This is a genomic window from Synechococcus sp. PROS-U-1 (assembly GCF_014279755.1).
Taxonomy (GTDB): domain Bacteria; phylum Cyanobacteriota; class Cyanobacteriia; order PCC-6307; family Cyanobiaceae; genus Parasynechococcus.
Genome location: NZ_CP047951.1, coordinates 166,387 through 189,620, shown reverse-complemented (window position 1 = coordinate 189,620; position 23,234 = coordinate 166,387). Strand labels below are relative to the sequence as shown.

26 protein-coding genes are annotated in these 23,234 nt (G+C 59.8%); 7 read left to right on the top strand and 19 right to left on the bottom strand.

Annotated elements, in window-relative coordinates; translation table 11 throughout:
• The 7 genes from SynPROSU1_RS00900 to SynPROSU1_RS00870 form a co-directional block, all read right to left on the bottom strand.
• The gene (locus SynPROSU1_RS00900) at window positions 1-264 is read right to left on the bottom strand and encodes a hypothetical protein (RefSeq protein ID WP_006851112.1); all 264 of its coding nucleotides are present in this window, start codon (window positions 262-264) and stop codon (window positions 1-3) included.
• Between the two features lie 27 nt (window positions 265-291).
• The gene (gene lysS / locus SynPROSU1_RS00895) at window positions 292-1,800 is read right to left on the bottom strand and encodes a lysine--tRNA ligase (protein WP_186571137.1); all 1,509 of its coding nucleotides are present in this window, start codon (window positions 1,798-1,800) and stop codon (window positions 292-294) included.
• Between the two features lie 44 nt (window positions 1,801-1,844).
• Window positions 1,845-2,606: a response regulator transcription factor RpaB gene (gene rpaB / locus SynPROSU1_RS00890; protein ID WP_186572165.1), complete on the bottom strand. Its 762-nt coding sequence runs from the start codon at window positions 2,604-2,606 to the stop codon at window positions 1,845-1,847.
• A gap of 92 nt (window positions 2,607-2,698) precedes the next feature.
• Window positions 2,699-4,006: a sugar ABC transporter substrate-binding protein gene (locus tag SynPROSU1_RS00885; protein WP_186571136.1), complete on the bottom strand. Its 1,308-nt coding sequence runs from the start codon at window positions 4,004-4,006 to the stop codon at window positions 2,699-2,701.
• Entirely contained in the window at window positions 4,003-4,512 is a 510-nt protein-coding gene (locus SynPROSU1_RS00880) for a rod shape-determining protein MreD (protein ID WP_186571135.1), read from the bottom strand. The genes SynPROSU1_RS00885 and SynPROSU1_RS00880 overlap by 4 nt, the downstream gene beginning before the upstream one ends.
• A 14-nt stretch (window positions 4,513-4,526) precedes the next feature.
• Window positions 4,527-5,273, bottom strand: a complete 747-nt coding sequence (gene mreC, locus SynPROSU1_RS00875; protein ID WP_186571134.1) for a rod shape-determining protein MreC — start codon at window positions 5,271-5,273, stop codon at window positions 4,527-4,529.
• 4 nt (window positions 5,274-5,277) lie between these two features.
• Window positions 5,278-6,330 (bottom strand): rod shape-determining protein, encoded by a 1,053-nt coding sequence (locus tag SynPROSU1_RS00870; RefSeq protein ID WP_186572164.1) that lies wholly within the window; start codon window positions 6,328-6,330, stop codon window positions 5,278-5,280.
• A gap of 142 nt (window positions 6,331-6,472) precedes the next feature.
• Here SynPROSU1_RS00870 and SynPROSU1_RS00865 point away from each other — a divergent pair, with 142 nt between their 5' ends.
• The gene (locus SynPROSU1_RS00865; RefSeq protein ID WP_038551740.1) at window positions 6,473-6,850 is read left to right on the top strand and encodes a single-stranded DNA-binding protein; all 378 of its coding nucleotides are present in this window, start codon (window positions 6,473-6,475) and stop codon (window positions 6,848-6,850) included.
• A gap of 34 nt (window positions 6,851-6,884) precedes the next feature.
• On the opposite strand, the gene SynPROSU1_RS00860 is transcribed toward SynPROSU1_RS00865, so the two are convergent.
• Entirely contained in the window at window positions 6,885-7,544 is a 660-nt protein-coding gene (locus tag SynPROSU1_RS00860) for a DedA family protein (protein ID WP_186571133.1), read from the bottom strand.
• A gap of 71 nt (window positions 7,545-7,615) precedes the next feature.
• Window positions 7,616-9,046 carry an adenosylhomocysteinase gene (gene ahcY / locus SynPROSU1_RS00855; protein ID WP_186571132.1) on the bottom strand — a complete coding sequence of 477 codons (1,431 nt, stop codon included), beginning with the start codon at window positions 9,044-9,046 and terminating at the stop codon, window positions 7,616-7,618.
• Window positions 9,047-9,053: 7 nt separating this feature from the next.
• Here ahcY and tsaE point away from each other — a divergent pair, with 7 nt between their 5' ends.
• Both tsaE and SynPROSU1_RS00845 read left to right on the top strand, forming a co-directional pair.
• Window positions 9,054-9,605 (top strand): tRNA (adenosine(37)-N6)-threonylcarbamoyltransferase complex ATPase subunit type 1 TsaE, encoded by a 552-nt coding sequence (gene tsaE, locus SynPROSU1_RS00850; RefSeq protein ID WP_255444919.1) that lies wholly within the window; start codon window positions 9,054-9,056, stop codon window positions 9,603-9,605.
• A 3-nt stretch (window positions 9,606-9,608) separates the two neighbouring features.
• On the top strand, window positions 9,609-10,361 hold the full coding sequence (locus SynPROSU1_RS00845) for a hypothetical protein (protein WP_186571130.1): 753 nt from the start codon (window positions 9,609-9,611) through the stop codon (window positions 10,359-10,361).
• Here the strand turns inward: SynPROSU1_RS00845 and SynPROSU1_RS00840 are convergent.
• From SynPROSU1_RS00840 to SynPROSU1_RS00830, 3 genes are read right to left on the bottom strand one after another with little or no spacing between them, the layout of a single operon-like run.
• Window positions 10,358-11,314, bottom strand: coding sequence for a carbohydrate kinase (locus SynPROSU1_RS00840; RefSeq protein ID WP_186571129.1), 957 nt, complete (start codon window positions 11,312-11,314; stop codon window positions 10,358-10,360). The genes SynPROSU1_RS00845 and SynPROSU1_RS00840 overlap by 4 nt on opposite strands.
• 21 nt (window positions 11,315-11,335) lie before the next feature.
• Window positions 11,336-12,493, bottom strand: coding sequence for an 8-oxo-dGTP diphosphatase MutT (gene mutT, locus SynPROSU1_RS00835; RefSeq protein WP_186571128.1), 1,158 nt, complete (start codon window positions 12,491-12,493; stop codon window positions 11,336-11,338).
• A complete protein-coding gene (locus tag SynPROSU1_RS00830; RefSeq protein ID WP_226424812.1) occupies window positions 12,493-13,236 on the bottom strand; it encodes a recombinase family protein in 744 nt (247 codons plus the stop codon). The genes mutT and SynPROSU1_RS00830 overlap by 1 nt, the downstream gene beginning before the upstream one ends.
• 320 nt (window positions 13,237-13,556) lie before the next feature.
• Here SynPROSU1_RS00830 and SynPROSU1_RS00825 point away from each other — a divergent pair, with 320 nt between their 5' ends.
• Window positions 13,557-14,039 carry a DUF411 domain-containing protein gene (locus SynPROSU1_RS00825; protein WP_255444724.1) on the top strand — a complete coding sequence of 161 codons (483 nt, stop codon included), beginning with the start codon at window positions 13,557-13,559 and terminating at the stop codon, window positions 14,037-14,039.
• Between the two features lie 34 nt (window positions 14,040-14,073).
• On the opposite strand, the gene SynPROSU1_RS00820 is transcribed toward SynPROSU1_RS00825, so the two are convergent.
• The 3 genes from SynPROSU1_RS00820 to SynPROSU1_RS00810 are packed head-to-tail and all read right to left on the bottom strand — an operon-like array spanning window position 14,074 to window position 15,289.
• Window positions 14,074-14,343, bottom strand: coding sequence for a hypothetical protein (locus SynPROSU1_RS00820; protein WP_186571126.1), 270 nt, complete (start codon window positions 14,341-14,343; stop codon window positions 14,074-14,076).
• Complete coding sequence (locus tag SynPROSU1_RS00815) at window positions 14,340-14,591, bottom strand: DUF3721 domain-containing protein (RefSeq protein WP_370586234.1); 252 nt, start codon at window positions 14,589-14,591, stop codon at window positions 14,340-14,342. Before SynPROSU1_RS00815 ends, SynPROSU1_RS00820 begins: the two co-directional genes overlap by 4 nt.
• Window positions 14,588-15,289, bottom strand: a complete 702-nt coding sequence (locus tag SynPROSU1_RS00810; protein WP_186571125.1) for a DUF305 domain-containing protein — start codon at window positions 15,287-15,289, stop codon at window positions 14,588-14,590. The genes SynPROSU1_RS00815 and SynPROSU1_RS00810 overlap by 4 nt, the downstream gene beginning before the upstream one ends.
• Before the next feature lie 40 nt (window positions 15,290-15,329).
• On the opposite strand from SynPROSU1_RS00810, the gene SynPROSU1_RS00805 reads away from it, so the two are divergent.
• Complete coding sequence (locus tag SynPROSU1_RS00805; protein WP_186473045.1) at window positions 15,330-15,728, top strand: MerR family transcriptional regulator; 399 nt, start codon at window positions 15,330-15,332, stop codon at window positions 15,726-15,728.
• Window positions 15,729-15,752: 24 nt separating this feature from the next.
• On the opposite strand, the gene SynPROSU1_RS00800 is transcribed toward SynPROSU1_RS00805, so the two are convergent.
• Window positions 15,753-15,908, bottom strand: a complete 156-nt coding sequence (locus SynPROSU1_RS00800; protein WP_006853919.1) for a multicopper oxidase domain-containing protein — start codon at window positions 15,906-15,908, stop codon at window positions 15,753-15,755.
• Window positions 15,909-16,036: 128 nt separating this feature from the next.
• Window positions 16,037-16,522, bottom strand: a complete 486-nt coding sequence (locus tag SynPROSU1_RS00795) for a hypothetical protein (protein WP_006853920.1) — start codon at window positions 16,520-16,522, stop codon at window positions 16,037-16,039.
• 539 nt (window positions 16,523-17,061) lie between these two features.
• On the opposite strand from SynPROSU1_RS00795, the gene SynPROSU1_RS00790 reads away from it, so the two are divergent.
• A complete protein-coding gene (locus SynPROSU1_RS00790; protein WP_006853922.1) occupies window positions 17,062-19,773 on the top strand; it encodes a DUF3854 domain-containing protein in 2,712 nt (903 codons plus the stop codon).
• 155 nt (window positions 19,774-19,928) lie between these two features.
• On the opposite strand, the gene SynPROSU1_RS00785 is transcribed toward SynPROSU1_RS00790, so the two are convergent.
• Together SynPROSU1_RS00785 and SynPROSU1_RS00780 are read right to left on the bottom strand one after the other, a co-directional pair.
• Window positions 19,929-21,788, bottom strand: coding sequence for a recombinase family protein (locus SynPROSU1_RS00785; RefSeq protein ID WP_006853923.1), 1,860 nt, complete (start codon window positions 21,786-21,788; stop codon window positions 19,929-19,931).
• Window positions 21,789-21,822: 34 nt separating this feature from the next.
• On the bottom strand, window positions 21,823-22,098 hold the full coding sequence (locus SynPROSU1_RS00780; RefSeq protein ID WP_186571124.1) for a hypothetical protein: 276 nt from the start codon (window positions 22,096-22,098) through the stop codon (window positions 21,823-21,825).
• On the opposite strand from SynPROSU1_RS00780, the gene SynPROSU1_RS00775 reads away from it, so the two are divergent.
• The gene (locus SynPROSU1_RS00775; protein ID WP_186571123.1) at window positions 22,091-23,230 is read left to right on the top strand and encodes an efflux RND transporter periplasmic adaptor subunit; all 1,140 of its coding nucleotides are present in this window, start codon (window positions 22,091-22,093) and stop codon (window positions 23,228-23,230) included. The genes SynPROSU1_RS00780 and SynPROSU1_RS00775 overlap by 8 nt on opposite strands.
• Window positions 23,231-23,234 lie beyond the last annotated feature (4 nt).

The window sequence follows — 23,234 nt, the reverse complement described above, 5'->3', positions numbered from 1 at the left end:
TCAAGCCTTGGGAGCGGGGGGCTCAAGGCTGACACCCTCGGGCGGAGGCGTGGGGTCAGGATCAGCAATCAACATGTGCTGCAGCACGATTTCAGGGCGCTCACTGTCGCGCCAGCGGATGCGATAGGCGGGCATCTTGGTGCCGCGACTGGTGGTCTGCTCCACCGGCTCCATCACCCATCCCCGGCGGGAACGGCCCTGGGGATTCCGCTTGACCACTGCATCAGCGTGCTTGAAGCGAAACCCGACGCGTTCTCCACTCATGAGGATTGGACCATGCCACTGCCTTCATTATTCCACTGAGGGTGTGTCCTGCTTGCGAGCCTCCGGTTTCAGGAGGGGGAACGCGATCACATCGCGGATTGAAGGGCTGTCGGTGAGAAGCATCACCAGGCGATCGATGCCGATGCCCAAACCTCCTGTAGGAGGCATGCCCACCTCCAGGGCCATGACGAAATCCTCGTCCAAACCCTGAGCTTCCAGGTCGCCGGCGGCCTTGCGCTCCTGCTGGGCCTCCAGTCGCTGACGTTGATCCACAGGATCAGTGAGTTCACTGAAGGCATTGGCATGCTCGCGGCCGACGATGAACAACTCGAAGCGTTCCACCAGTCCGGGCTTGCTGCGATGGGGCCGGGCCAGGGGCGAAATCTCCACCGGGTAATCGGTAACAAAGGTGGGCTGCATCAGGGTCGTCTCCACCGCTTGCTCGAAGGCCTCATTGAGCAGACGGCCCACCGAATCGGCCAGTTCAGGCGCATGCAAGCCCTTAGCCGTCATCGCCGCGGCCGCCTGCTCCCGACTGCTGAAGCCGTTGAAATCAAGCCCCGTCGCCTCCTGCACGAGGTCGTGCATAGTGGCGCGCCGCCACGGCGGTGCCAGATCGATCTCGCTGCCCTGATACGTGATGGTGGTCGTGCCGCAGACCTCCTGACACACCGTGCTCACCATCTGTTCGGTGAGCTCCATCATCCCGATGTAATCGCTGTAGGCCTGATAGATCTCCACCGACGTGAATTCGGGGTTGTGGCGGGTGCTGACCCCCTCATTGCGGAAGATCCGGCCGAGCTCGTACACCCGCTCAAAGCCGCCCACCACCAAGCGCTTGAGGTGCAACTCCGTCGCAATCCGCAGGGTTAGGGGAAGATCGAGTGCGTTGTGATGGGTCTCGAAGGGCCGGGCGTCAGCACCACCGGGTTCGCTCTGCAGCACAGGGGTCTCGATCTCGAGAAAATCCCGCTGATCAAGCCAGCGACGGATGCCACTCACCAGGCGGGCCCGACGCCGGAAGGTCTCCCGGCTGTCGGGAGACACCACCAAATCGAGATAGCGCTGGCGGTAGCGCTTCTCCACATCGGCCAGACCATGCCACTTGTCCGGGAGAGGCTGCAGCGCCTTGGTCAGCATGCGCCAATCGCTCACCTTCACCGACAGCTCGCCGCGGTCGGTGCGACGCAGGGTGCCGCTCACCCCCAGCCAGTCGCCACTGTCCACCAAAGAGGTGATCTGTTTGAACCAGCCCTCCTGCTGCGCCTCCAAACCCGCCTTCTCCAAGAACAGCTGAATGGATCCCGTCTCATCGGCCAAGGTGAAAAAGGCCAGCTTTCCCATCACCCGGCGCGTCATCACCCGTCCCGCCACAGAGACGCTGACCTCCCGTTCTTCGCCCTTGGGCAGATCGGCGTGGGTTTCCTGCAGCTCAGCCATGCGGTGGCTGGGGCTGAAGGTGAGGGCATAGGGACCCTGCCCCAGCTCTTCCAATGTCTTCGCCTTCTCCAGACGGGTGTCGCGCAGCTCAGACACAGCAGCAGATCAGTCGGGCGCCATCCTGCCCGCCCGCGGGTTGATCAACCCGCAGCAGAAGCTTCACCCATGCGTTGGGAGGCATAACCGATGCCGCGAACTGTGAGTATGAGCTCGGGATTGCGGGGATCGGGCTCAAGCTTGCCGCGCAACCGCGCCACATAAACATCCACCACGCGAAGGTCAGCAGCCCGACGTGGGGGATAGCCCCAAAGTTGCTCGAGGATCTCCGCCCGAGGAACCACATGACCTGGATCACGGAACAGCAATTCCAACAGGCTGAATTCCGTATAGGTGAGATTGATGCGCTCCGAACCTCGGGTGACCTGGCGTCGGTTGGTGTCAACAACAAGATCACCAAGCCTCAGCACACCCTGCCCCGTCGGCAATTCGCGGCTTTCGACGACTGCATTGCCCCGGCCCACCCGGCGCAAAATTGTTGAAATACGAGCTTCGAGTTCCTTGGGACTGAAGGGTTTGGGCAAGTAATCATCAGCACCCAAGTCCAGGCCAGCAACCCTCTCGGAGATCGCTTCAACGGCAGAAAGGAAGATGATCGGCACACACGATTCAGCCCGCAGGCGGCGGCACACTGCAAAGCCATCCAGCTTGGGCAGCATCACATCGAGCACCACCAAGTCAGGGGACTCGTTGTGGAACATCTCCAGGGCTTGCTCACCATCCTCAGCGCAAATGACGCGGTAACCCGACAACTGGAGGCGCATCACCAGAACGCGCCGTACAGCCGCCTCGTCATCAACGACAAGAATGGTCGCTTTCGGTTGTGAGGGCAGGTTGCCCGTCATCCGAATCAAACCCTTAACGAGCCGCAACCATACCTGTCAGGGGATGAAGATCGAAGCAAACACCCTGGCGCGCAGCTGGTTTACCGATTGTCTTAAGAATTGGAACCGGTCTCTGGCCAGCGTGAACGGGCGTAACTGTTCCATTCCGACGCGGCATCTGTTAGCGCCTGATCAGGGCAGACCTGGGCCAACATCGCCCTCTGCATCTGGGTGTAGAGGATCTTCTGCAGGCGCTTGATGCCTGGCAACGCCGGCACCAACACCCGGGCTCGATCCAGCGTGCTGGCGGACAACAAACGAGCCTGTCGAATCTGACGCTCCGCCGCTGAACCGGGCACCTCCTGCTCCAACTCCTCACGCACCCGGACCAAGGCCTCCAGCGACGACGGCAACACCCGAGCCTCGGCCGCAAAGCGCGCCTGATGGTCTGCATTGGTGAGAAACAGAGCCAAATCCACCGCGTCCTGGGCGCGCTGGCTCTGACGCGGCACAGCCAAGGTCATCAAGGCCACATTGGCCGTGCCATCAGACCCGGTCACCGGGGGATGGGGCTCCGTCACCGAGGCAACCCGTGGAGCGTTGGTCTGGATGCTGCGCAGAAATTCCGCCCCCGTGGCCGAAAGAGCCAGATCGCCGCTCTGAAACAACTCGATCGCCCGCCGTTGCCCCTGACTCACCACCTCCCGGGGCAACAACCCCTCCTGATAGAGATCACTCCAAAAGCGAAAGGCCCGGCGACCCGCTGGGCTATCGAAAGCGGCCCGGCGTTGGGAATCCAACAGAGTCACCCCCATCTGCACCAAGGTTTCCAAGAGCTCGGCAGAGTCATCCGGAACGGTGGTAAGGAACAGGCCATAACGGCCCGTACGCTCTCGGATGCGCCGTGCGAAAGCCGGCACCTGATCCCAGCGGGTCGGCGGTGCTGCAATCCCGGCTTGATCCAACAGCGCACGGTTCACCAGACTCAAGCGCACCGTGAGGTACCAGGGCACCGCGATCTGACCGGCATCGGGATCGCGACAGGCCTCCCAGACCGACGGCAGATAGCGGTTAGAGGCAGCAGCCGGCAGAAGCGGGGTCAAGTCAGCCAGCCCACCCTTGCTGGCCAGATTGGCAGCGAAGGGCGGATTGAGGTTCACCACATCCGGGGCCGTGCGCGCAAACACCGCCGCCAGCAACTTGCGTTCCACCGACCCCCAAGGCAGATCGGTCCAACGCACGGGCGCGTCGGGATGAAGACCCGTCCATTCCCCGAGAACATCAGCGAAGTAGGGGTTGAACTTGGGGGCCAACTGCAGGGTCCACAACTCCAATTCCCTGGACTGCGGCTTGCTTCGACCACAGGCCGCTAGCCCCAGGGCCGCTGCCCCCAGCAGCACATCCCGACGCGTCAGCTTCATGAGGGAACCCTCCTGCGCCAGAGCAGCAACTGCAACGACACCAACACTGGAGCCAGTAAACCTGTCACCAAGGCCTGACACCACAAGGTCTGCAAACCCCAGCTCTGGGTGAGGGGGTCCAAGACTCCACCTTGACGCAGCCAGAGCTGCAGGATCAACGACAAACCAAGACCCACCGAACCAAGCCAGGCCAACAACCCCAGATTCAGGCTTCGTTGAATCGGTGCCGCACGCCGCCCCAGACGGCCCCACCACCAGCCCAACAGCAGCAACGCCGGCACCTGACTCAAACCGCCAAAGTTGAGACCATCCAGCACCAGCCCCAGAGCCACTCCAGCCAACGCCCCCGACACAGGACCGTCCACCAGAGCCCAAGGCAGCAACCAGAGCACAGCCCAGGCCGGACCAACCCCATCAATGGACAACCAGGCCGGAGACGCCAAAGCAAGCAACGGCACCACCAGAGCCGAAGCCACGCAGATCGGTTGACGGTGCAGACGACTCATCTCAACAACTCATCTCAACGGATCTGCACCTGCACCCAGTCGATCGCTTCCGGTGCTGCGATCAACTGAACCACTGCAGTGGGTGCGGGGACAGCCTGTTCATCCACCGACTGGATCACCCCCACCGGCACATTCGGGGGCAGGAGGGTGCTGGCCGGCGACGTGGCCACCAGATCCCCCGGCCGCACATCCGGGTCCTTGTCGATGAAGCGGAGCGACAGGCGACTGCTGCCGCGGCCCACCAGGAGCCCATGGCGGCGGCTGCGGGGCAGCCAGACGCCGATCTCATGGCCGGGTGCGGTGAGCAACTTCACCCGCGCCGTTGCGGGGGTGACGCTGGCGATACGCCCCACCAAGCCACCAGGACCGAGAACAGCGTTGCCCTGGTCCAGACCCTGCAGCGAGCCCTTGCCCAGCTCCAATTGCTGCCACCAGCCGCGCGGCGAACGGGAGATCACAGATGCGGGAATTTTTCCCTTCGCTGCTCCCTGTTGCTGCAGTTCCAGCAGTCCGCGCAGCCGGCGGTTGTCCTCTTCCAAAAGCTGCAGACGGGAGCGCTCCTCCAGATCCGTTGCAGCCGTGACCCATTCACGCTGGGCCGAACCGGGCCAGAAAGGACGGCTGAGCAAGGCGTAAGCATCACTGAAACCGGCACCTTTGCTCAAACGCACCAGCAACAACCCCGCAACCAGCAGCAGCCAAGGGGTGAGCTGCCCCAATCCACGCCAGCGACTCTTGCCGGGACGGAGCGTTGGGGCCATGGCTTCAGGCGCCTGCGGCGGAGCGGACGAATTCCGGGGTGTCGACCACCCGCTGCAGACGTTTCCAATCCTCCAGCACCTGGCCGCAACCGTTCACCACACAGAGCAGCGGGTCTTCGGCGATATGGACAAAAATGCCGGTCTCGTGGCTGATCAAGTCGCTGATGCCCCGCACCAGTGCGCCGCCGCCGGCCAACATGATGCCGCGATCCACAATGTCGGCCGCCAACTCGGGAGGGGTGCGCTCCAACGTGCGCTTCACCGCTTCAACGATCACATTGAGAGGCTCTGCAATCGCTTCACGCAGATCACCGGCCTTGAGGTTGATGGTGCGGGGCAGACCAGAGAGCAGATGCAAACCCCGCACATCCATGGACTGCTGATCGAATTCGTTGTCTGGGAAGGCGGAGCCGATGCGGATCTTGATGTCCTCGGCGGTGCGCTCGCCCACCACCATGTTGTGCACTTTCTTAAGGTAGACGCCGATGGCATCACTGATCTCATCGCCAGCAACACGCACGGATTCACTCAGCACGGTTCCACCAAGGCTCAACACCGCCACCTCGGTGGTGCCGCCACCGATATCAACAATCATCGTGCCGACGGGCTCGGTGACCGGAAGGCCTGCACCGATGGCCGCCGCCACCGGCTCGTCAATTAAGTGCACCTCGCGGGCACCGGCCATGCCCGCCTCCCGCACGGCACGACGCTCAACGCCGGTGACGCCACTGGGAATGCCGACCACAAGACGGGGAGCCATGATGCCGCGGCCCTCATTGCCTTTGGTGATGAAGGTTTTGAGCATCTGCTCGGCAGCGTCGAAATCCGCAATCACACCGTCGCGCAGGGGACGAACGGCCCGGATGTTTCCGGGGGTGCGCCCTAGCATCAATTTGGCCTCATCACCCACGGCCAGGGTGGCGCCACGCTCGAGATCAAGAGCTACCACCGAGGGTTCTTGCAGCACGATGCCGCGGCCGGACACATAAATCAGGGTGTTGGCAGTGCCCAGGTCGATGCCGATGTCACGCGACAGCTGGAAACGACGAAAGAACACAGACACCGCAGTCAAGATCGCCGGATCATAGGGGCGTTCACCACAGTTGCCTGTTACACCCGGCGGTCTGGGTGGAACTCCTTAAAAGCAGCCACCCAATCAGTGGCGCATCATGAACCCCAATTCAGGAGATGATTCATCTATGGGCGTTAATTCCGTCACCCTCGTCGGCCGTGCCGGCCGCGACCCCGAAGTGCGTTACTTCGAGTCCGGCAGCATGGTTGCCAACCTCACCATGGCGGTGAACCGTCGCAGCCGCGATGACGAACCCGACTGGTTCAACCTTGAGATCTGGGGAAAGCAGGCCCAGGTCGCCGCGGACTACGTGAAGAAGGGGTCCCTGCTCGGCATCATCGGCAGCTTCAAGCTGGATCGCTGGACCGACCGTGCCAGCGGTGAAGAGCGCAGCAAGCCTGTGGTCCGGGTTGATCGGCTCGAACTGCTGGGATCCAAGCGTGACAACCAGGAGGCCACCGGCAGCTTTGGCGGCCAGGCATCCGATGAAGACATTCCCTTCTGAGCCCCAGGCCTGAGGGAGGCCCCAGCGCCGGTGTTCAGTCGGACGACTGACGCCGGCGCCAGATGCGCAGTCCCAGCCAGATCGCACCCGCCAGAACGGCCACCACCAGCAACACCTTCACCGCCTTGGAGACAGGGTCAATCCACAACTCAACGTTGCTGTAACCCTCTCCCATCACCATCCCGGCCACGGTGAGCAGTGCCGTCCAGATCAGGCTGCCTGCCGTGGTCCAGAGCAGAAAGGGCGCCATCGGCATCATTTCGATGCCCGCTGGAACCGAAATCAAAGTGCGAATTCCGGGCACCAGGCGCCCCCAGAACACCAGGGCTGTGCCGTAGCGGCTAAACCACCGACGGCTGCGGGCCAACTCATCGGCACTGATGCCAATCCAACGACCGTGCCGTTGCAACCAAGCTTCGATGCGTTCCTCGTTGATCAACCGTCCGATCCCGTACCAGGGCAGGGCACCGAGCACCGTGCCCAGCAAACCGGCCAGCACCACCGGCACCAGATCCAACTGACCCTGCTGCACATAAAAGCCCCCGAGGGGCATGATCAGCTCGGATGGGATCGGCGGAAACAGGTTCTCGAGAAACATCGCCGCGAAAATCGCGGTGTAACCCAACCACTGATTTGCCTCCACCGCCTGGCCGATCAAATCCGGCAGTTGTGTGATCAGATCAGAAAGCCCCATGGAGACTGCGCTGGATGGCGCAAGTCTTCCATGGGGCCATGACAAACCAAGGACGATCCGCTGGATCGTGATCAGTAGCGGTAGTGGTCGGGCTTGTACGGGCCTTCCACAGGCACATTGATGTAGTCGGCCTGATCCTTGCTGAGCTCGGTGAGCTTGGCACCGATGCGACCAAGGTGAAGGCGAGCCACCATCTCATCGAGATGCTTGGGCAGCACATACACCTCTTTGCCGTATTCATCGCCCTTGGTGAACAACTCGATCTGAGCCAACACCTGATTGGTGAAGGAGTTGCTCATCACGAAGCTGGGGTGGCCGGTGGCGCAGCCCAGGTTCACCAGGCGGCCTTCAGCCAGCAGGATGATCTTGTTGCCGCTGGGCAGGGTGATGTGGTCGACCTGCGGCTTGATGTTCTCCCAGGCGTACTCCTTCAGGGACGCGACATCGATCTCGTTATCGAAGTGGCCGATGTTGCAGACGATGGCCTCATCCTTCATCTTCACCAGGTGCTCGTTACGGATCACCTGGTAGTTGCCGGTGGCGGTCACGAAGATGTCCATCTCCTCGACCACGTCCTCCAGACGGACAACGCGGTAGCCCTCCATGGCGGCCTGCAGAGCGCAGATCGGATCCACTTCCGCAATGCAGACGGTGGCGCCAAGGCCACGCAGGGACTGAGCTGACCCTTTGCCCACATCGCCGTAGCCGACCACCAGGGCCTGCTTGCCAGCCACCATCACGTCGGTGGCGCGCTTGATGCTGTCCACCAATGACTCACGGCAGCCGTAGAGATTGTCGAACTTGCTCTTGGTGACCGAGTCGTTGACGTTGATGGCCGGGAACGGAAGCTCACCGCTCTTCTGCATCTTGTAAAGACGCGCCACACCGGTGGTGGTCTCCTCGGTCACGCCCTGGATCTGAGCCTTGGTGCGGGAATAGAAGCTGGGATCCTGAGCCAGCTTCTTTTTGATGGAGGCGAACAGGAAGGTCTCCTCTTCGTTACCAGGATTGTCGAGAACCGTGATGTCCTGCTCGGCCTTGCTGCCCAGCATCACCAGACCGGTTGCATCGCCACCGTCGTCGAGGATCATGTTGGGAGAACCGCCGTCACCCCACTCGAGGATGCGGTGGGTGTAGTCCCAATATTCCTCAAGGGTCTCGCCCTTGACGGCAAAAACAGGGATTCCACTGGCAGCAATGGCCGCAGCGGCGTGATCCTGGGTGGAGAAGATGTTGCAGGAAGCCCAGCGCACCTCAGCCCCGAGCTCCACCAGAGTCTCGATCAGAACCGCGGTCTGAATCGTCATGTGCAAGGAGCCGGCGATACGGGCGCCCTTGAGGGGCTTCTCGCTGCCGTACTTCTGCCGAAGTGCCATCAGACCAGGCATCTCGGTCTCGGCGATGTCGAGTTCTTTGCGGCCGAAATCGGCCTGGTTGATGTCGGCAATGACGCAATCGACGCCGAGCTTCAGCTCAGCTGGGGACGTGGGCGCTGCCACCATGGTTTTAATGCTCCCTAAAGCAAACGTGGAGTTGAATCTCTGCAGAGACGCCGAGGCTTCGGGCTCGCTTAGCCCGGACTCTACAGGGCATGTCTGGGCCCTTGAGACCCTTGAGACAACAAGGGCGCTGGGTCGATCACTTGCACGCGAGCTTCCCAGCGGCGCAATTCTGCTGCTGAGCGGCCCCCTCGGGGCCGGCAAAACATCGCTTGTGCAGGGTCTGGCCGAGGGTCTGGCCATCTCCGAGCCGATCACCAGTCCCACCTTTGCCCTGGCACAGCACTACCCCCAGGGGACACCGCAACTGGTGCACCTCGATCTCTACCGCCTGGAGCACCCTGGAGCCGCTGATGAACTGTTTCTTCAGGAGGAGGAGGAAGCCCGCGCAACCGGAGCGCTGATGGCGGTGGAGTGGCCGGAACGTCTAGGGCTCGACCTCCCGGAAGCCTGGCGCTTGGACCTGCTCCACCAAGACGAGGGCCGACTCGCGCGGCTCACGCCACCAAAAACCTGCTCTGCGCAGGAAAAGCTGCAAAAATCATCCGAAACTGGCCAATAACCCTTGGAACTCAAGTCCATCAGCCTTTCGCCCAAGCGAATCGGCAACACCACGATTCAGAGGGAACGCATCGCGTCAGGGAGTTCACAGCGTTATCTGTTCAGCATCAACACCCAAAAACCCACACTTTTCTACTGCCAGATCTCAGACTTTACCGACGACCTCAACCTGAAGCTATACAAGAATGACGGCAACGGAACATACGTTTCCTTCAAAGCATCGGAAAATCTAGGCAGCCAGAAGGAAGACATCATTGCCCTGATTGACAGTGGCGACTATCTGGTCAATGTTTTTCATCACGCCGATATCGACGGGAAACAAGCACCATCGAAATACTCTCTGACGACAGCCAGCCTGGGGGGAGACGCCCTGATCTCCGATCTCACCAACAGCGGCAAAGCGAGCCGCCACTTTGAAACTTTCAAGCCCTTCACAGCAGAGAATGCTGACCACATCACAGGATTTAATGCATCCAAAGGCTCGACTTTGACGTTCAGCAAGGGAGTTCTCCCAGGCCTCTCCGCTGGCGATGAGCTGTCAGTGACAACCATCAAAAGCAAGCGTGTCGGCAAACAGAAGCTGATGCAGGCCAGCAAAAAAAATGCTCAGCTGGTCTACATAAAAAGCACCGGTGAGCTGTATTTCAACGGCAATGGTGCAAACAAAGGCTGGGGCGGTGAGGACCAAGGTGGATTGCTGGCGACATTCGACAGTTCATCCAACCTGGGCGGGAAAGATTTCTGCTCCGTGATCTAATCCGCAATCCGCATCAGCCGTTCCGCCTGCGCCTCGCCCGGCTGAGGGTCAATCCCTCCAGCGCCGCCACAGACCAGGGCACCACAGGCGGCAGCGAAGCGGAGCCTCTCCATCGGAGGAGCCGACCAGCGGTGCAGCAAGCCAGCGGTAAAAGCATCACCGGCCCCGGTGGTGTCGACGACCGTGGGTGGCTTCAAAGCAGGTTGAACGCCATGCTCCGTTCCGATGTGCCAACGCACTGGTGCTGCCCCATCGGTCACCACCACATCAGGGGACTGGGGCAACATCCGTTGAATGGCTGTTGGATCAGCAGTGCCGAACAAGCCAAGGGCTTCCTCCCGAGCAAGCTTGAGCAAAGCGGCCTGCAGCAGCAGGGGCTGCATGGCCTCAAGGGCCTGCTTGGACGGACCAGCAGCAGGATCCGCCGAAGGATCCCAGAACGTGGGACGCCAATTCACATCCAGCGCAAGGGCCAACCCCTGCTGCTGAGCCTGCTCGACCGCAGATAGCAAAGCGGCACCTGACACCGATGCCGCCAAAGGGAGGGTGCCGACCAGCAACCAATCCGCTTGCGGTAAGCGAACCGGAGCCAGGGCCTGATCGGCAAAGCCGAGCCCTTGGTCACCGGCGAATCCCTGAAATTCGCGTTCGCCGTCCATCGAACGCCGCACCAACACGATGCGGCTGGGGCGCTGGTCATCCCGTTGAAGCAGCGACAGGTTCACACCGCGCTCCAAGAACAGATCCGTAAAGGCATCACCAATCGCGTCCCGGCCCAGCCGGCCAACAAAGGCCACCCTGGTTCCCAGGCGCGCCAGACCACAGGCGACATTCGCTGGAGCGCCACCGAGACGATCGTCTACCGGCACATCCACAGCCGGATCACCGCCGGGCGGACCAAGCCGATCAATCAGCGCTTCTCCAAGACAGACGACAACAGGATCAGGTGCCATCCGACCGCATCAAGACCTTCCCTAAGAGTGGGCAGAGCTGCTCAACCTGCCAAGCAACGCCGCAATGATCTTGGCGTTGGCAGCTGGAAAGGCGAAATTGTTCAGATCATCCGGTCGCACCCAACGCACCTGCTGACTGGCCAGAGGCTGCGGCTCCCCCGACACCCAGTCGCAGAGGTGCACCACGAAGCGCAGCTTCTTGTGGCTGTAGGCGTGATCAACCGTGATCAATTCATCGCCGACCGTCACCGCAATGCCGAGTTCCTCCTTCAGCTCGCGGGCGATGCAAGTTTCGATCGTTTCGCCCTCTTCTTGTTTGCCACCGGGGAACTCCCACATGCCCCCCAGCAAACCTTCCTCCAGCCGCTGATCAATCAACACCTCCCCTGCCGTGTTGAGGACGACACCCACACCGATCACCTTGAAGGGCAGGGGCTTGGGGGCATCGGTCACGGGCCAGCGGCAGGGATCGCCGGAAGCGTAGGCAGCACACCGCCAGAGCCAGGGGCAGAGGTTGCATGACGGCTGGCGGGGGGTGCAAAGCGTGGCCCCCAGATCCATCAAGGCTTGGTTTGTATCCCGTGGCCGATCCGGATCAAGCAAGGCCTCGCTCCAGCTCCAAAACAACCCCTCATCGCGGGCCGGCGGGCGCGGATGAGCCGTCAATCGCGCCAGCACCCGTTTGACGTTGCCATCCAGGATCGGCAACGGCGCATTGAAGGCACTGGAGAGGATGCTGCCAGCAGTGGTGCGGCCGATGCCCGGCAACGCCATCCACTCCTCCAAGCTGCGGGGCCACGGCCCGCCCACCAGAATCTGCGCCGCCTCATGCAACCGGCGGACCCGCGAGTAATAGCCGAGGCCCTGCCATTGCAGCCGCACGTCATCCAAGGAAGCCGCCGCCAGCACCTCCAACGTGGGAAATGCCGTCATCCAACGAGTCCAGAAAGGAAGCACCACCGCCAACTGGGTCTGCTGCAGCATCACCTCGGCAATCCAGCACTCCAGGACATTGAGATGTTCATGGGGCTCGGGCCACCTTCCGTCCTTGGTGAACATCCACGGCTTCAGCGCAGGATCCTTCCGGCCGTGGACTTCCCACCAGGCCAGCAGGGAGTGACTGAGCTCAGCCGCTAGAGGACTGAAGTCGCGATGCTCAGCGCTGCGTCGTTGACCCATCAGGCAGCGACCCAAGCCTGGTCACTGCCCAGCAGCTTTCCCGACAAACCCAAGCGCTGCAGGATCCGACCGATCTGCGCCGGAGCCAGTGGCTTTCCCGTGCTGCTGAGCTTGCCAACCCCTGCAAGCGCATCAGCCATGGCCCTGTAGCTCAAGCCTGCACGAACCATTGGCTCAAGAACCCCGCGCAGTCCCTCCGCCTCAGCAATGGCCTTCTGCTTGCGCTCCGACGCCTTCTGAGCAGCACCTTCCCGGTACCCCCCAAGACACACGCCTCGGGCCTTGGCCGCGGCCAACGCTTCTTTAGTTCGCTCGCTGATCCGACGTGCCTCGAACTCAGCAACGCTGGCCATCATCGTGAGAACCATCCGACCAGCACTGGTGGTGGCATCAATGTCTGGCAAGTCGCAGAAGATGAAGCCACCCATCCCGTTCTTTTCTGCCTCGTTGGCGAGCTTCAAGACGAAGCCAGCATCACGAGCCAGACGATCGATCTTGGCAACAGCAATGACAGCCTTCTCCGCGCGAGCCTGAGCCAGAGCCGCGGCCAACTGAGGACGATCGTTCTTCCGACCGCTCTCAACCTCCACGAATTCAGCCGCAATCACAGCCCCCCGCTCGGAAGCCATTACTTCAACCTTGGCCCGCTGCGCTTCGAGGCCCAGGCCGGAGTTTCCCTGGCGATCTGTACTGACCCGGTAGTAGGCCAGCCAACGACTCGGACTCAGAGGACGATCAGGCAAAGACAACGGGAATCCAGTCGGTTGTTCCACAAGTCTACGTCGGTTGAACCTGTAACAGCGAACTTTATCGATGGGTAGTCAGCGCATGCCATGAAGGCCGACGCTGAACTCAATAAAGCCCCGAGTTATCCACCTTCAGAGCTACCGAGTTCTCCAGCACGATTCGTGCTGTCTGCGCATCGATGCCAGCAAGAGCCTGGAACTGGTCTGGACAAAGCTCAACTCGCGATAATGCGGAGCTTGATCTCATTTGTCTCCTAAAGGAATCCATGAAGGCTTCGCGTTTTGCGCACCTGTGTTCAACTGCCTTGCGACAGAGCTTGGTCGGAGCCTTCGTGGTCGTCTCTCTGCTTTCAGCGAGTCAACCGGTTGAGGCGCATGGTGATGCGAAAGGGGATGGTGAGATGCCCGTCACTAGTGGTGCGACCGGGCCACAGATAACGGTGTATCGATCGGCGAGTTGCGGTTGCTGTACGTCATGGGGATCCCACATCGCTTCAGCGGGATTTCGCATTGATGACCATGTCACTGAGGACATGGATGTTGTGAAAAAGGCGCGTGGTGTCAGCCCTCAACAGGCTTCGTATCATACCGCGGTTGTGGAGGGATATGTGATCGAAGAGCATGTGCCTGCTTCTGCGATCCAGAGGCTGTTGAAGGAACGGCCCAATATCCGTGGTCTTGCTGTTCCAGGGATGCCAATGGGTTCTCCTGGGATGGAGGTGGCTGGTGTCGAGGCTGAACGTTTCGAGGTGCTTGCAATTGCCCATGACGGAACAACCTCCGTCTTCGCGCGTTACTAAGCGGTTTCAGGGAGACCGCTTCGGGGAACGGGGGTCATCGCGATGGTTTTAACAGCATCGCTGCACCCGAAACTGTGACGATGACGGTGAGCCCACCCAAGAGCATTGGGTAGACGGGCTGAAGATTCAGAACACCGAAATTCCCGGTGTGGATCTTGAGCAGCCAGAAGGCATCAATGTCTTGCTCCAAGAGCAAGCTGTAGAGAGATCCCGTGCCTGCGGTGATCAGCAACGGAACAGCGGCGATTGGAACCAGCCAACGGTGAATCTTGCGTGCTCGCCGTGAAAGCGGACGTTGGTTCATAGCTTGCGAAGTTGGCGGTGGAGTTCACGCTCATCTGCGCAGGGCATCCACTTTCCGTTGTTCTGATGCACCGTATTGCAACCAATCACACTGGCACGTTGTTGCGCGTCAGCTTTGGATGGGTAGATGCCTTTGCCGTGAGCATGGCTGGCCATCGGATGGACAACGAAAGCAGCGATGAGGGCGAATGAGATGGAGATACAGCCCATCATCCTTGGGGTGAAGGCATTAAAGGTGATTGCTTTCACAGCGCGAAAAGGCCATCAAATTTGTAGTAGTCAGGCTTATTCATGCCTTTGCTTTTCAGCATCTTGCGGAGTTCGATGATTTCTTTGCGCTGGGCAACGATGATCTCGCGCGCAAGACGAAGGATGGTTGGGTTGGTGGAGTTTTTGCGGGCCTCATGGGCCATCTGAAGGGCGCCGCCGTGGTGCTCAATCATGCCCTCTAAAAACCACTGCACTCTGTTCTCTCGCGTTGGTTTTGTTGCCGACATGCGCATGGCGGCAATCACCGCAGGACTCATCCGCACTAGATCGGCCATGGAGTTGGGGTCGCCGTTTGGGCGCAATGCCACGGGATACACGGGCGCATCGGGGTACCAGGCCTTGCGCCATTGGCGCATCGCCTTGATCTCACGGGCCTGTTCGTCCCAGATGCTGTTCGCAAGGGCTCCCACCCCAGGGGCGCCGATATTGAAGACGTACTCACTCATCCGCAACGCCCCGGTGTGATGCTCGACCATGCCATCGATAAAGCGCAGGTCGTAGGTGCTGCCTGCTGGTCCCATGCCATGGGCGTGGTGCTCATGGGAACCGGATTGGGTGGGCGACTCTTGCTTGACCTCCTCGGGTGCTGGGTGATGCATCCCATGGTCCATTTGGGCCAATGCGACTTGAGGGGGCAGTGCCGAGATGGCGGCCAGAGCAAAAGCGATACGACGCATGGAAAGAACAATCACGTCGCTATTGTGGAGTCTCCAGTAAGTGGAGAGTCAACCCTTCGTGCCTAAAGCGCCTGGCGATCTACTCAAGATTGGAGTTGTCTCTGCAAGAAGCAACATTTCGGTGAAAACGATTCGTTTTTATTGTGATGAAGGTTTATTGCTGCCAGTATCACGTACCGATTCCAGATATCGATTGTTTGATGAGTCTGTTTTTGACGATCTTAGTCTAATCCTTCGTCTGCGGGCCATGGACTTGCCTCTTGATTTGGTGAAAAAAGTAATTCAGGCACAGCGATCTGGAATCTGTACTTGCAGTGATCTCAAGACCACGATGCGCGAAAAATTAAGCGAGATTCATGAGCGCCTGGATGAATTGAAGGTGCTGGAGACTGAGATCAAAACGATGTTGAAGAGCTGGGAGCCTTGTGGCGGGGCTTGATCAGTCGTACGAGTATCGCAGTGTTCAGGCTTCAATCAAAATATTTCCCATCATGCCGAGATCCTCGTGATCAAAAACGTGGCAATGATAAACGCTTTTTCCTCCAAAGTCGTTGAAGCGGGTGCGCGCTTGGACGGTTTCTACATGCTGCACAAAAGGCCGCATCGAGGCCAGCCTCATCAATCCATCGCATGGAAGACCTTAGAGCTGAACGCCGGAGGTTTTCTGGAGCCAGATGACGCTGACGGGGACCAGCTTCAAGAAGCTCTCATGCTGTGTTCACTCCATCTTTCCGTCAAAAGTCTTCGTTAGTTCGAAAAATCTTCAAGCAGCCCTGCGACCCCAAGAGCCGTCGCCTCGATGTTCATGGCACCCTCCAAGGCCTTGCAGGCCGCGGCCATTACGGAAGGAAGCTCACGCCCTTGGAGAACGGTGCCAGCTTCCAGGTGATGCCTGACGCTGCGCTCGACCATCGCCAGTAGCTCTTCAGCTCGATCTCCAACGGTGCGAGCTCGTGCGAGCTGCTCTTGTCGGAACGTCTCAAGCTGGTATTTGCAGCGCTCAAGGTCCTCCTTCGTTCGTGCCTCTGATGCCTGCTGAAGCATCCCGGAGTCGTAGTCAGCCAGACGCTCGTTCCAGCGCCACTGTTCTGCTCGTCGGCGCAGGGTTGATTCAGAGCAGCCCACAACATCCGCTGTCTGACTGAACTGACGACTGGGGCCAAAGTCTCGATGCAGCAGGAGCTGCTCGAAGGCATCTGCGGGCTCACCAGGGAGTTGTGGGAAGGAGTTCATCGACTTGTGCGCTTTCCAACAGGCTTCCAACGGGCTTCAAGCAGCGTCATCGAGCTTCATCCGGAAGAGCCAAACCGTTCGGATTGGTGGTGATTTTGTAGCTGCTCAGAGTGATCTAGCGGGCAGCATTCCCAGCGAAGTGGACGTCCTCCAGTCGCCTCCCACTGCTTCTCGATGAAGGCTCTACGCCTTCTCTCCATCCATCCTGAGGATCTATTGGGTTGGCCCTTGTAAAAGGAATCAAGATCGGTTCTAAAGGAAGCCAAGAGAGAGAGGTAACTACTCCAGGCTTCCGGTTGTTATCGACATTCCGAACGAACCTGAACAAGCCCAGGTAACTTGAAGGGTTGGCATTTCGAGGTAGTTGCCACCGCTTCGGAACACTTGCAACGAGAACAACAACTGCTCTCTTGCCACTTCTGTGGCGAACTTAAACAACCTCAGGAGTAGCTCCCTGAGCCGGATAGCCACCTCGTTTGGGTTCATTGGCCCTGTGTGTGCGAGGTGGTCGGTCCGGACCTTCCTCACACACAAACCCAATGCGCAAGAACTTTCAGGGCCTCAGGCCCCACACAACTGAGCAACTCAGAGCCGAGTTAGTTGTCGACCATCTGATTAATCTTGACGATTACATCCGCGGAGCGATCACGCTTGGCGCTGATGAAGGCTGGCGTGAGGCGTTAAATCGCAAGGCACAGGAGCAGATCAAGGAGGTCAAAGAAAATCTCAACCTGCGCCCTAACGAGGTCGCCTGGGAAGAGCGCTCCATCACTCGCAAGACGGACTACAGGTTCCGAGAAACTCCGCCCGAGAACTGGAACATCTACAGCGTCGGGATGACCAACAAAGGCGTGCTTCTGACCGGACTGCACTTTGCAGGCCAACGCAAGCACCCCAGCATCCGCACCCGAGAGAAGGGTGAAGTTCGCTTCGACTGCACCGGCACCCAGGTGAAGGTCTACCTCCCGCCGTTGACGTGGGAGTACGCCTTGCATCTGCTGGATCATCACGGGTTCATCTGCACTCGGGAGGAGTACACCCCGGAGATGGCATGGCAGTTCATCTTCAGTAACCCGGCGGTCCCCATCTGGGTCGAGGAATCAGCCCTTAAGGCGTTGTCTGCGACCTCCCATGGTCAGCTCGCCGTCGGCATTAACGGCATCAACTCAGCAGGGCAAAAGACCCGATCAGATCGCCTCCGTGTGCCCCTGCAGAAGCTCGCGAAGGGTGGCCGTCGGATGATTGTCAGGTTTGACAACGGCAGCAACTCTGAGCGCGCTGCGCAGCGAGTAGCAGGGCAGCTGAATCGAGCTGGAGCTGATGCCAACTGGTTCACCTGGACAGATCCAGGCAAGGCCAAGACGGACGACTACTTCGCGGCGAAGGGCAAGGCACTGGTCGCCGGCACGTTTGACCGCTCAGCCGATCAAACCGACAGCTTCAACCTGAACGAGGGTCAAAAGGGCCATTACTCCCGACTGAAGGGCAACTGGCGGACGACCACGATCGATCGCGAGTTCGAGCCGGAGGACCTGGTCAAGGCGCGGATGCAGGGGCGAATTATCGCCCTGGAGGGCCCCACGGGTACTGGCAAGACCAAGGCCTCAGTCGGTGCCATTGACCTGATGGAGCAGGCCCTGGGCCACAAGGTCATCGTGCTGGGTCTGTATCACCGTGCCTCGCTGGTCCACAAAGGCGCTGCTGAGTTCGGTGTCAGGGACCTCAGCTCATCCAGAGGCACGTTTGAGCGTGAACGTGGAGAGCGCAGGGACGGTCTGTTCTGCTGCTGCGAATCGATCAAGAAGGACAGCGGCGAGTTGGACATGTGGAGATGGAGCCACGACCTGGAGGAGAACCCCAGGCCAGCTGTGCTGTTCCTTGACGAGCTCACCCAAGCAACCCTGCATCTGCTCCTGGACGGGACTGACGGGATGAGAGACAGCAGGCGTGAGGCGATCCGGTCAGTTGAACGGTTGATACGAAACCCAGAGCTCATCATCATCGCTGCTGAAGCGGGCATAGGCGACATCGAGCTGGAATGGCTACAGGCGCTGTCTGGTGTTCAACCTCAGGTCATCAACACCACGTTTCGCCGGCAGTCCGACCTGTTCTATGGCGCCGCTACTGCTGACAACATCGACAAGCTCCAGCAGCTGTGCGGACAGACCATCGATCAAGGCCAGCAGGTCTGGCTCTCGATGGGCGAAGCAGAGTCACTGAAGAAATTCAGCGCACCTTTTTCTCGCAGCTTTCTGATCCACAGCGACAACTCCTCATCCTTGGAGGTCGCTGAACTGATGTCCAACACCAATGCGGTCGCAGGTCAGTACACCTTGGTCGGATACAGCCCATCTGTGGTCTCTGGCATCTCGTATGAGGCCTCAACCGTTGGCATCGCTGCTTGTGTGCAGCAATTCGCGATGGCCCCCCAAGACGCCATGCAAGCCGTCGCCAGGGCACGAAGCGCAGATCGGCGGATCATGCTGTCGCCTGTCTCAGCACCGATGGCAAAGATCGGAACTGGGCGGACATCACAAGAAGAGGTCAGCCGTGCCAGGTTCACTGCGATCGACCCGAAGATGCAGGAGCTCTACCGAGACCACCTGAAAGGCGTTGACCCGGCAACCGTGCGCTACTCAGTCGCCCTCGAAGCTCGGGTCAACTATGAGGCCGTCAATAACGAGCACGTGTTGGCATGCCGCCTCAAGGATCAGGGCTACACGCTCCGGCCGTTTGACGAGCTGATCAGCGACAACGCTGTTGTTATCCCGAAGGCTCAGCGGGATAAACAGAAAAAGCAGGCTGAACTGAGCCGCCGGACCCAGCTGATCCATGAGGTCATGACTGGTCAGAAGACCATTGACCAGGCCAACTCAGAGGCCAGTAGGGAGACCAAGAACGGCATTTGGGTGGACCTGGCAGCGGTAGACCCCAGCCATGCCTATGTGTGGATGCTGCGCGTCAGGGTGCATGACCTGATCGCTGCAAGGTCATTCACTGTCGATAGCGCTGAGTTCCGCGCGATGGCAGCAGAGGTGCAGAGCCTGAATAAGCACGAGGCACGGGAACTGCGAGACATCCTCGGTGGCCGCGTCACCATTCCTGGACCAGACGACGACGTCCCCGCAACGTTCGCCAAGGCGCTGCTCAAGGTGGCGGGGTTCACCACCCAGAGGCAGAGGCTCCAGGTTGATGGCGTCCGTACCTACCGCTTTGAGGTGATCGCGTTGGAGCTGTCCCCATTCTTGTAGTGGGGTCTATAGATCTACACACCCCACTACAAAAACAGGGCAACGTCCAACATCTTTCCAGTCCATAGAGTCGCCACACTCAGCTCGAAGCAAAGAAGACTGTTGATAACTCGAACAGAGCGCCTTCAGGGAACTGCTGAAGCTCACGCTTGTTTTCATTGTCGTCCCTCGCTTCTATCGCCTCCAAGATCAACTTCGTAACCAAGCTCTGATGCACGGAAGCGAGCAATCTCTTGGAGACCAGCCACAACCTCTGGGGGGAAGACAGGCCGCGGAAACTTGCCAGGCTCCTTGATCACCCCTCCTCGTCCTGTCACCAGTTGATTGAACCAAGTCTTGCCAGCGAACAAGAAGGCAAAGCCGCGCTCGTAACCCATCGCTCGCAGGGCATGCAGCTCTCCAAGCGCAGTCCCCCAGGAATCCGTCGGAAACCCATTGGGACCAAGCCGGTTGTAGTGAAGCTGAATCGAGTCTCCACTCATGACCCAAGAAATACCGAGCTGCTGAAGCCAAGAGTTGAACTGCATCCGTTTGGGAATCTCTTGAAGCCCATGCTGAAGAAACTGGGACACGATCTCGACTGTGTCCTGCGCCTTCAGCACAGGGTCCTGAGGGCGTAACTCGCTGAGCCTGTAGTTCAACTCAGAAATCTCTCGCTCGAGCTCTAGAACTTGCTCACGCGCCTGAGAGATGGCACCGGTCAGAACAGAGACCTGAATCTCGTTGGGCAGCTCCTTCGTCAGCTCTTCAGCAAGACGATGTTCACCGCGCTGAATCCTTCCACTGAGCTCCTGAAGCTGATCGTTTGCAGTACGGATCTGCCTGCTCAAATCCTCCACTTCCGGCCCCATCTGGATGGGGAAGAGGTTCTGCCAGTCGGCCAACGACAAGGTCGCCATCAGCATCGCCTCGGCCTCATCCAAAGGAAGATTGATGGTCGGCGACTTCCGCCAAGCACCAAGCTGCTCACGACATCGCGTCGCACCCTGCTTTGCGACCGCACCAGCACTGTCAGAACAGGTGACATAACCGGGATGCCCGGGTCTGGCGTATCGACCGGCCGCCCTGTAAGTCAACAGAGACCCACAACCCGCGCAACGGACCAAACCACTGAACAGGAAGTGAACTTTCCGCGCCTTGGTGGTTGAACGCTTCCGATCACGCGTTGCCTTCGCCCGTTGGGCTCTTGTGAAGGTCTCCTGATCAACAACAGAGGGGTAATAACCCGGTATCTCATGGCTGTTTTTGCGCTGCAACAAGCCGGTGACAGCGGGGTCCCTTAACCGTTGACTCACTTGACCACGGTTCCAACGACCGTCCTTAGATGCAGGAGGGGCTGCATAGCCCTCCGTATTCAGCTCATCGGCAATCTGCGTCTGGCCCATCCCCGCCAGGCACATCTTGAACATGGCCTCGATCGACTTGGCGTAGCCGTTTAAGCGAAATGGGTTGTCAGGCAACGACTCATCCCGGTCAATCCAGTAGGGATTGCGATGCCGCGGCCTCTCACCACGATCCTGCGCCTCGTAAATCTTGCGCCACCCACCACGAGACCATTTCGACTTCTCGTCGCTCTCGGCATGAGCCTGTGCGAAGAGGAACGACAGCATGGCGAGGTCTTGGGCCCCAGTCGTCTCTCTGAACAAAGGAGAGCCACCCTGATAGCTGCAGACCGCAAACCCAAGCCCCTGCCCCCAGACATCCCGGATCAGAGACTCCAGTGCATCCAGAGGCTCTTGCCTGGAGAAGCGCCTGTGATCCTCAACGACCAGCACGGACCCCTTCGGGATAGAACCGGAGCGAGCTGCCTCTAGAAACCGCCCCAGCGCCCCTTGGGTGCGGTTCCGGCCGGTGTAAGCGCTGACGCCTGGATCGAGAAGTTCCTCAGCAAGACGAAAGTCGGGATGCCTGCGCATCCAATCCTTTAGAGCCTCCTCCTGGCGCTGCAGACCTGACTTATCGCCTTGTGCCTGGCCACCACTGGAAACGCGGCGATAGGAATAAGCCAGCGCCATGGAGAGGCTTGCCCGACACAGACAAGCTAGTCACCTATGCCGCAGAGCACCGCATCACCTCGGCGATCCAGATGCCATAGGGGTCGAGGTGCTGCTCTGGAGCAGGGAGGCCACCACCTGGCAACAGCTTCCAAGGGATACCGCCGCGACCATGGCGCTCCCACCAAGCCAACAAGGCTGTCGACAGGTCCACAGGATCGGCCTCAATCAGCGCGCCCATGGGTTCGCGATTCGCATCAAAACGCCGACAGTCCACGCCGACATTCCTACGTTCATCAGATCCCAGCTGTCCACTGACCACCATGGCCATGCGATCAGCAACGAAAGCAGCGCTGCTGGTCGCCAGCGGTGCGTTGCTGAGCCTGAGCGGATGCGGGACCAAGCCAACCAAGACCTTCCTTTCGATCCAGACCAGCCGGATCGAAATGGAAAGATTCGCCCCTGTGATCGAAGCGATCAGCCCGCTGGAATCCACCAGCAATGTGGCGGTCAAGCCTCAAATTGATGGCACCGTGGTGCAGATCATGGCCAGCGCCGGCCAGCAGGTCAAAGCGGGCCAGGTGATCCTGGTGCTGGACAACGTTCAGCAGAGTGCTGCCCTCGACGCGGCCCGCAGCGAAGCACGCAAAGACATCCTCAATGCTGAACGCTACGCGTACCTCTACGAGCAGGGTGCCGTCTCAGCGAAGGAGCGGGATCGCTACGCCAACGAGGCGGTGCAGGCCCAAGACGAAGCCCGCTCCGATGCTGCGGAACTGGGCTACAAATTTGTTCGCGCGCCGATTGACGGCGTCATCGGCGACCTGGATTCGGTGAAGCTCGGCGACTACGTCAAAACCGGGCAGACAATCACCGGCATCGTCGACAACTCCACCCTTTGGACCCTGATGGAGATTCCGGCCTCCGAGGCCTCTGCGGTGAAGGTGGGCCAAACGGTGAAGCTGATCTCCCAGACCACACCACCGGTGACCGGTGAAGGCAAGGTCAGCTTCGTGTCCCCCTATTACGCAGTAAGCGGCAGCAGCAACGCCCCGAACACTCTGATGGTGAAAGCGGAGTTCCCCAACCTCACCGGCCAGCTCAAAACCGGCCAGTTCGTGGCCTCCGAAATCATCACCGGCAGCCAATCCAGCCTGGCGGTGCCGGTGCAGGCCGTGATGATGCAGGCCCAGCAACCCTTCGTCTACAAGGTTGTTCCCCTGAACAAGGCACTGCCCAAGATCAAAGCCTCAGCCAATGCCTCGGAGCAAGTGGTGAAAAAGCTGGAACGGCTGCCGGCCGACACTCCGATCGTGGTGCAGACCAAGGTGCAGCTCGGCGATCTACAGAACAACGCCTACCCCGTGAAGGCCGGCCTGAACGCTGGTGATCAGGTGGCCATCAGCAACACCAGCCGCCTGCGCAGTGGCATGCCGGTGCAGGTGAAGAGCGGAGCCAACTGAAGCG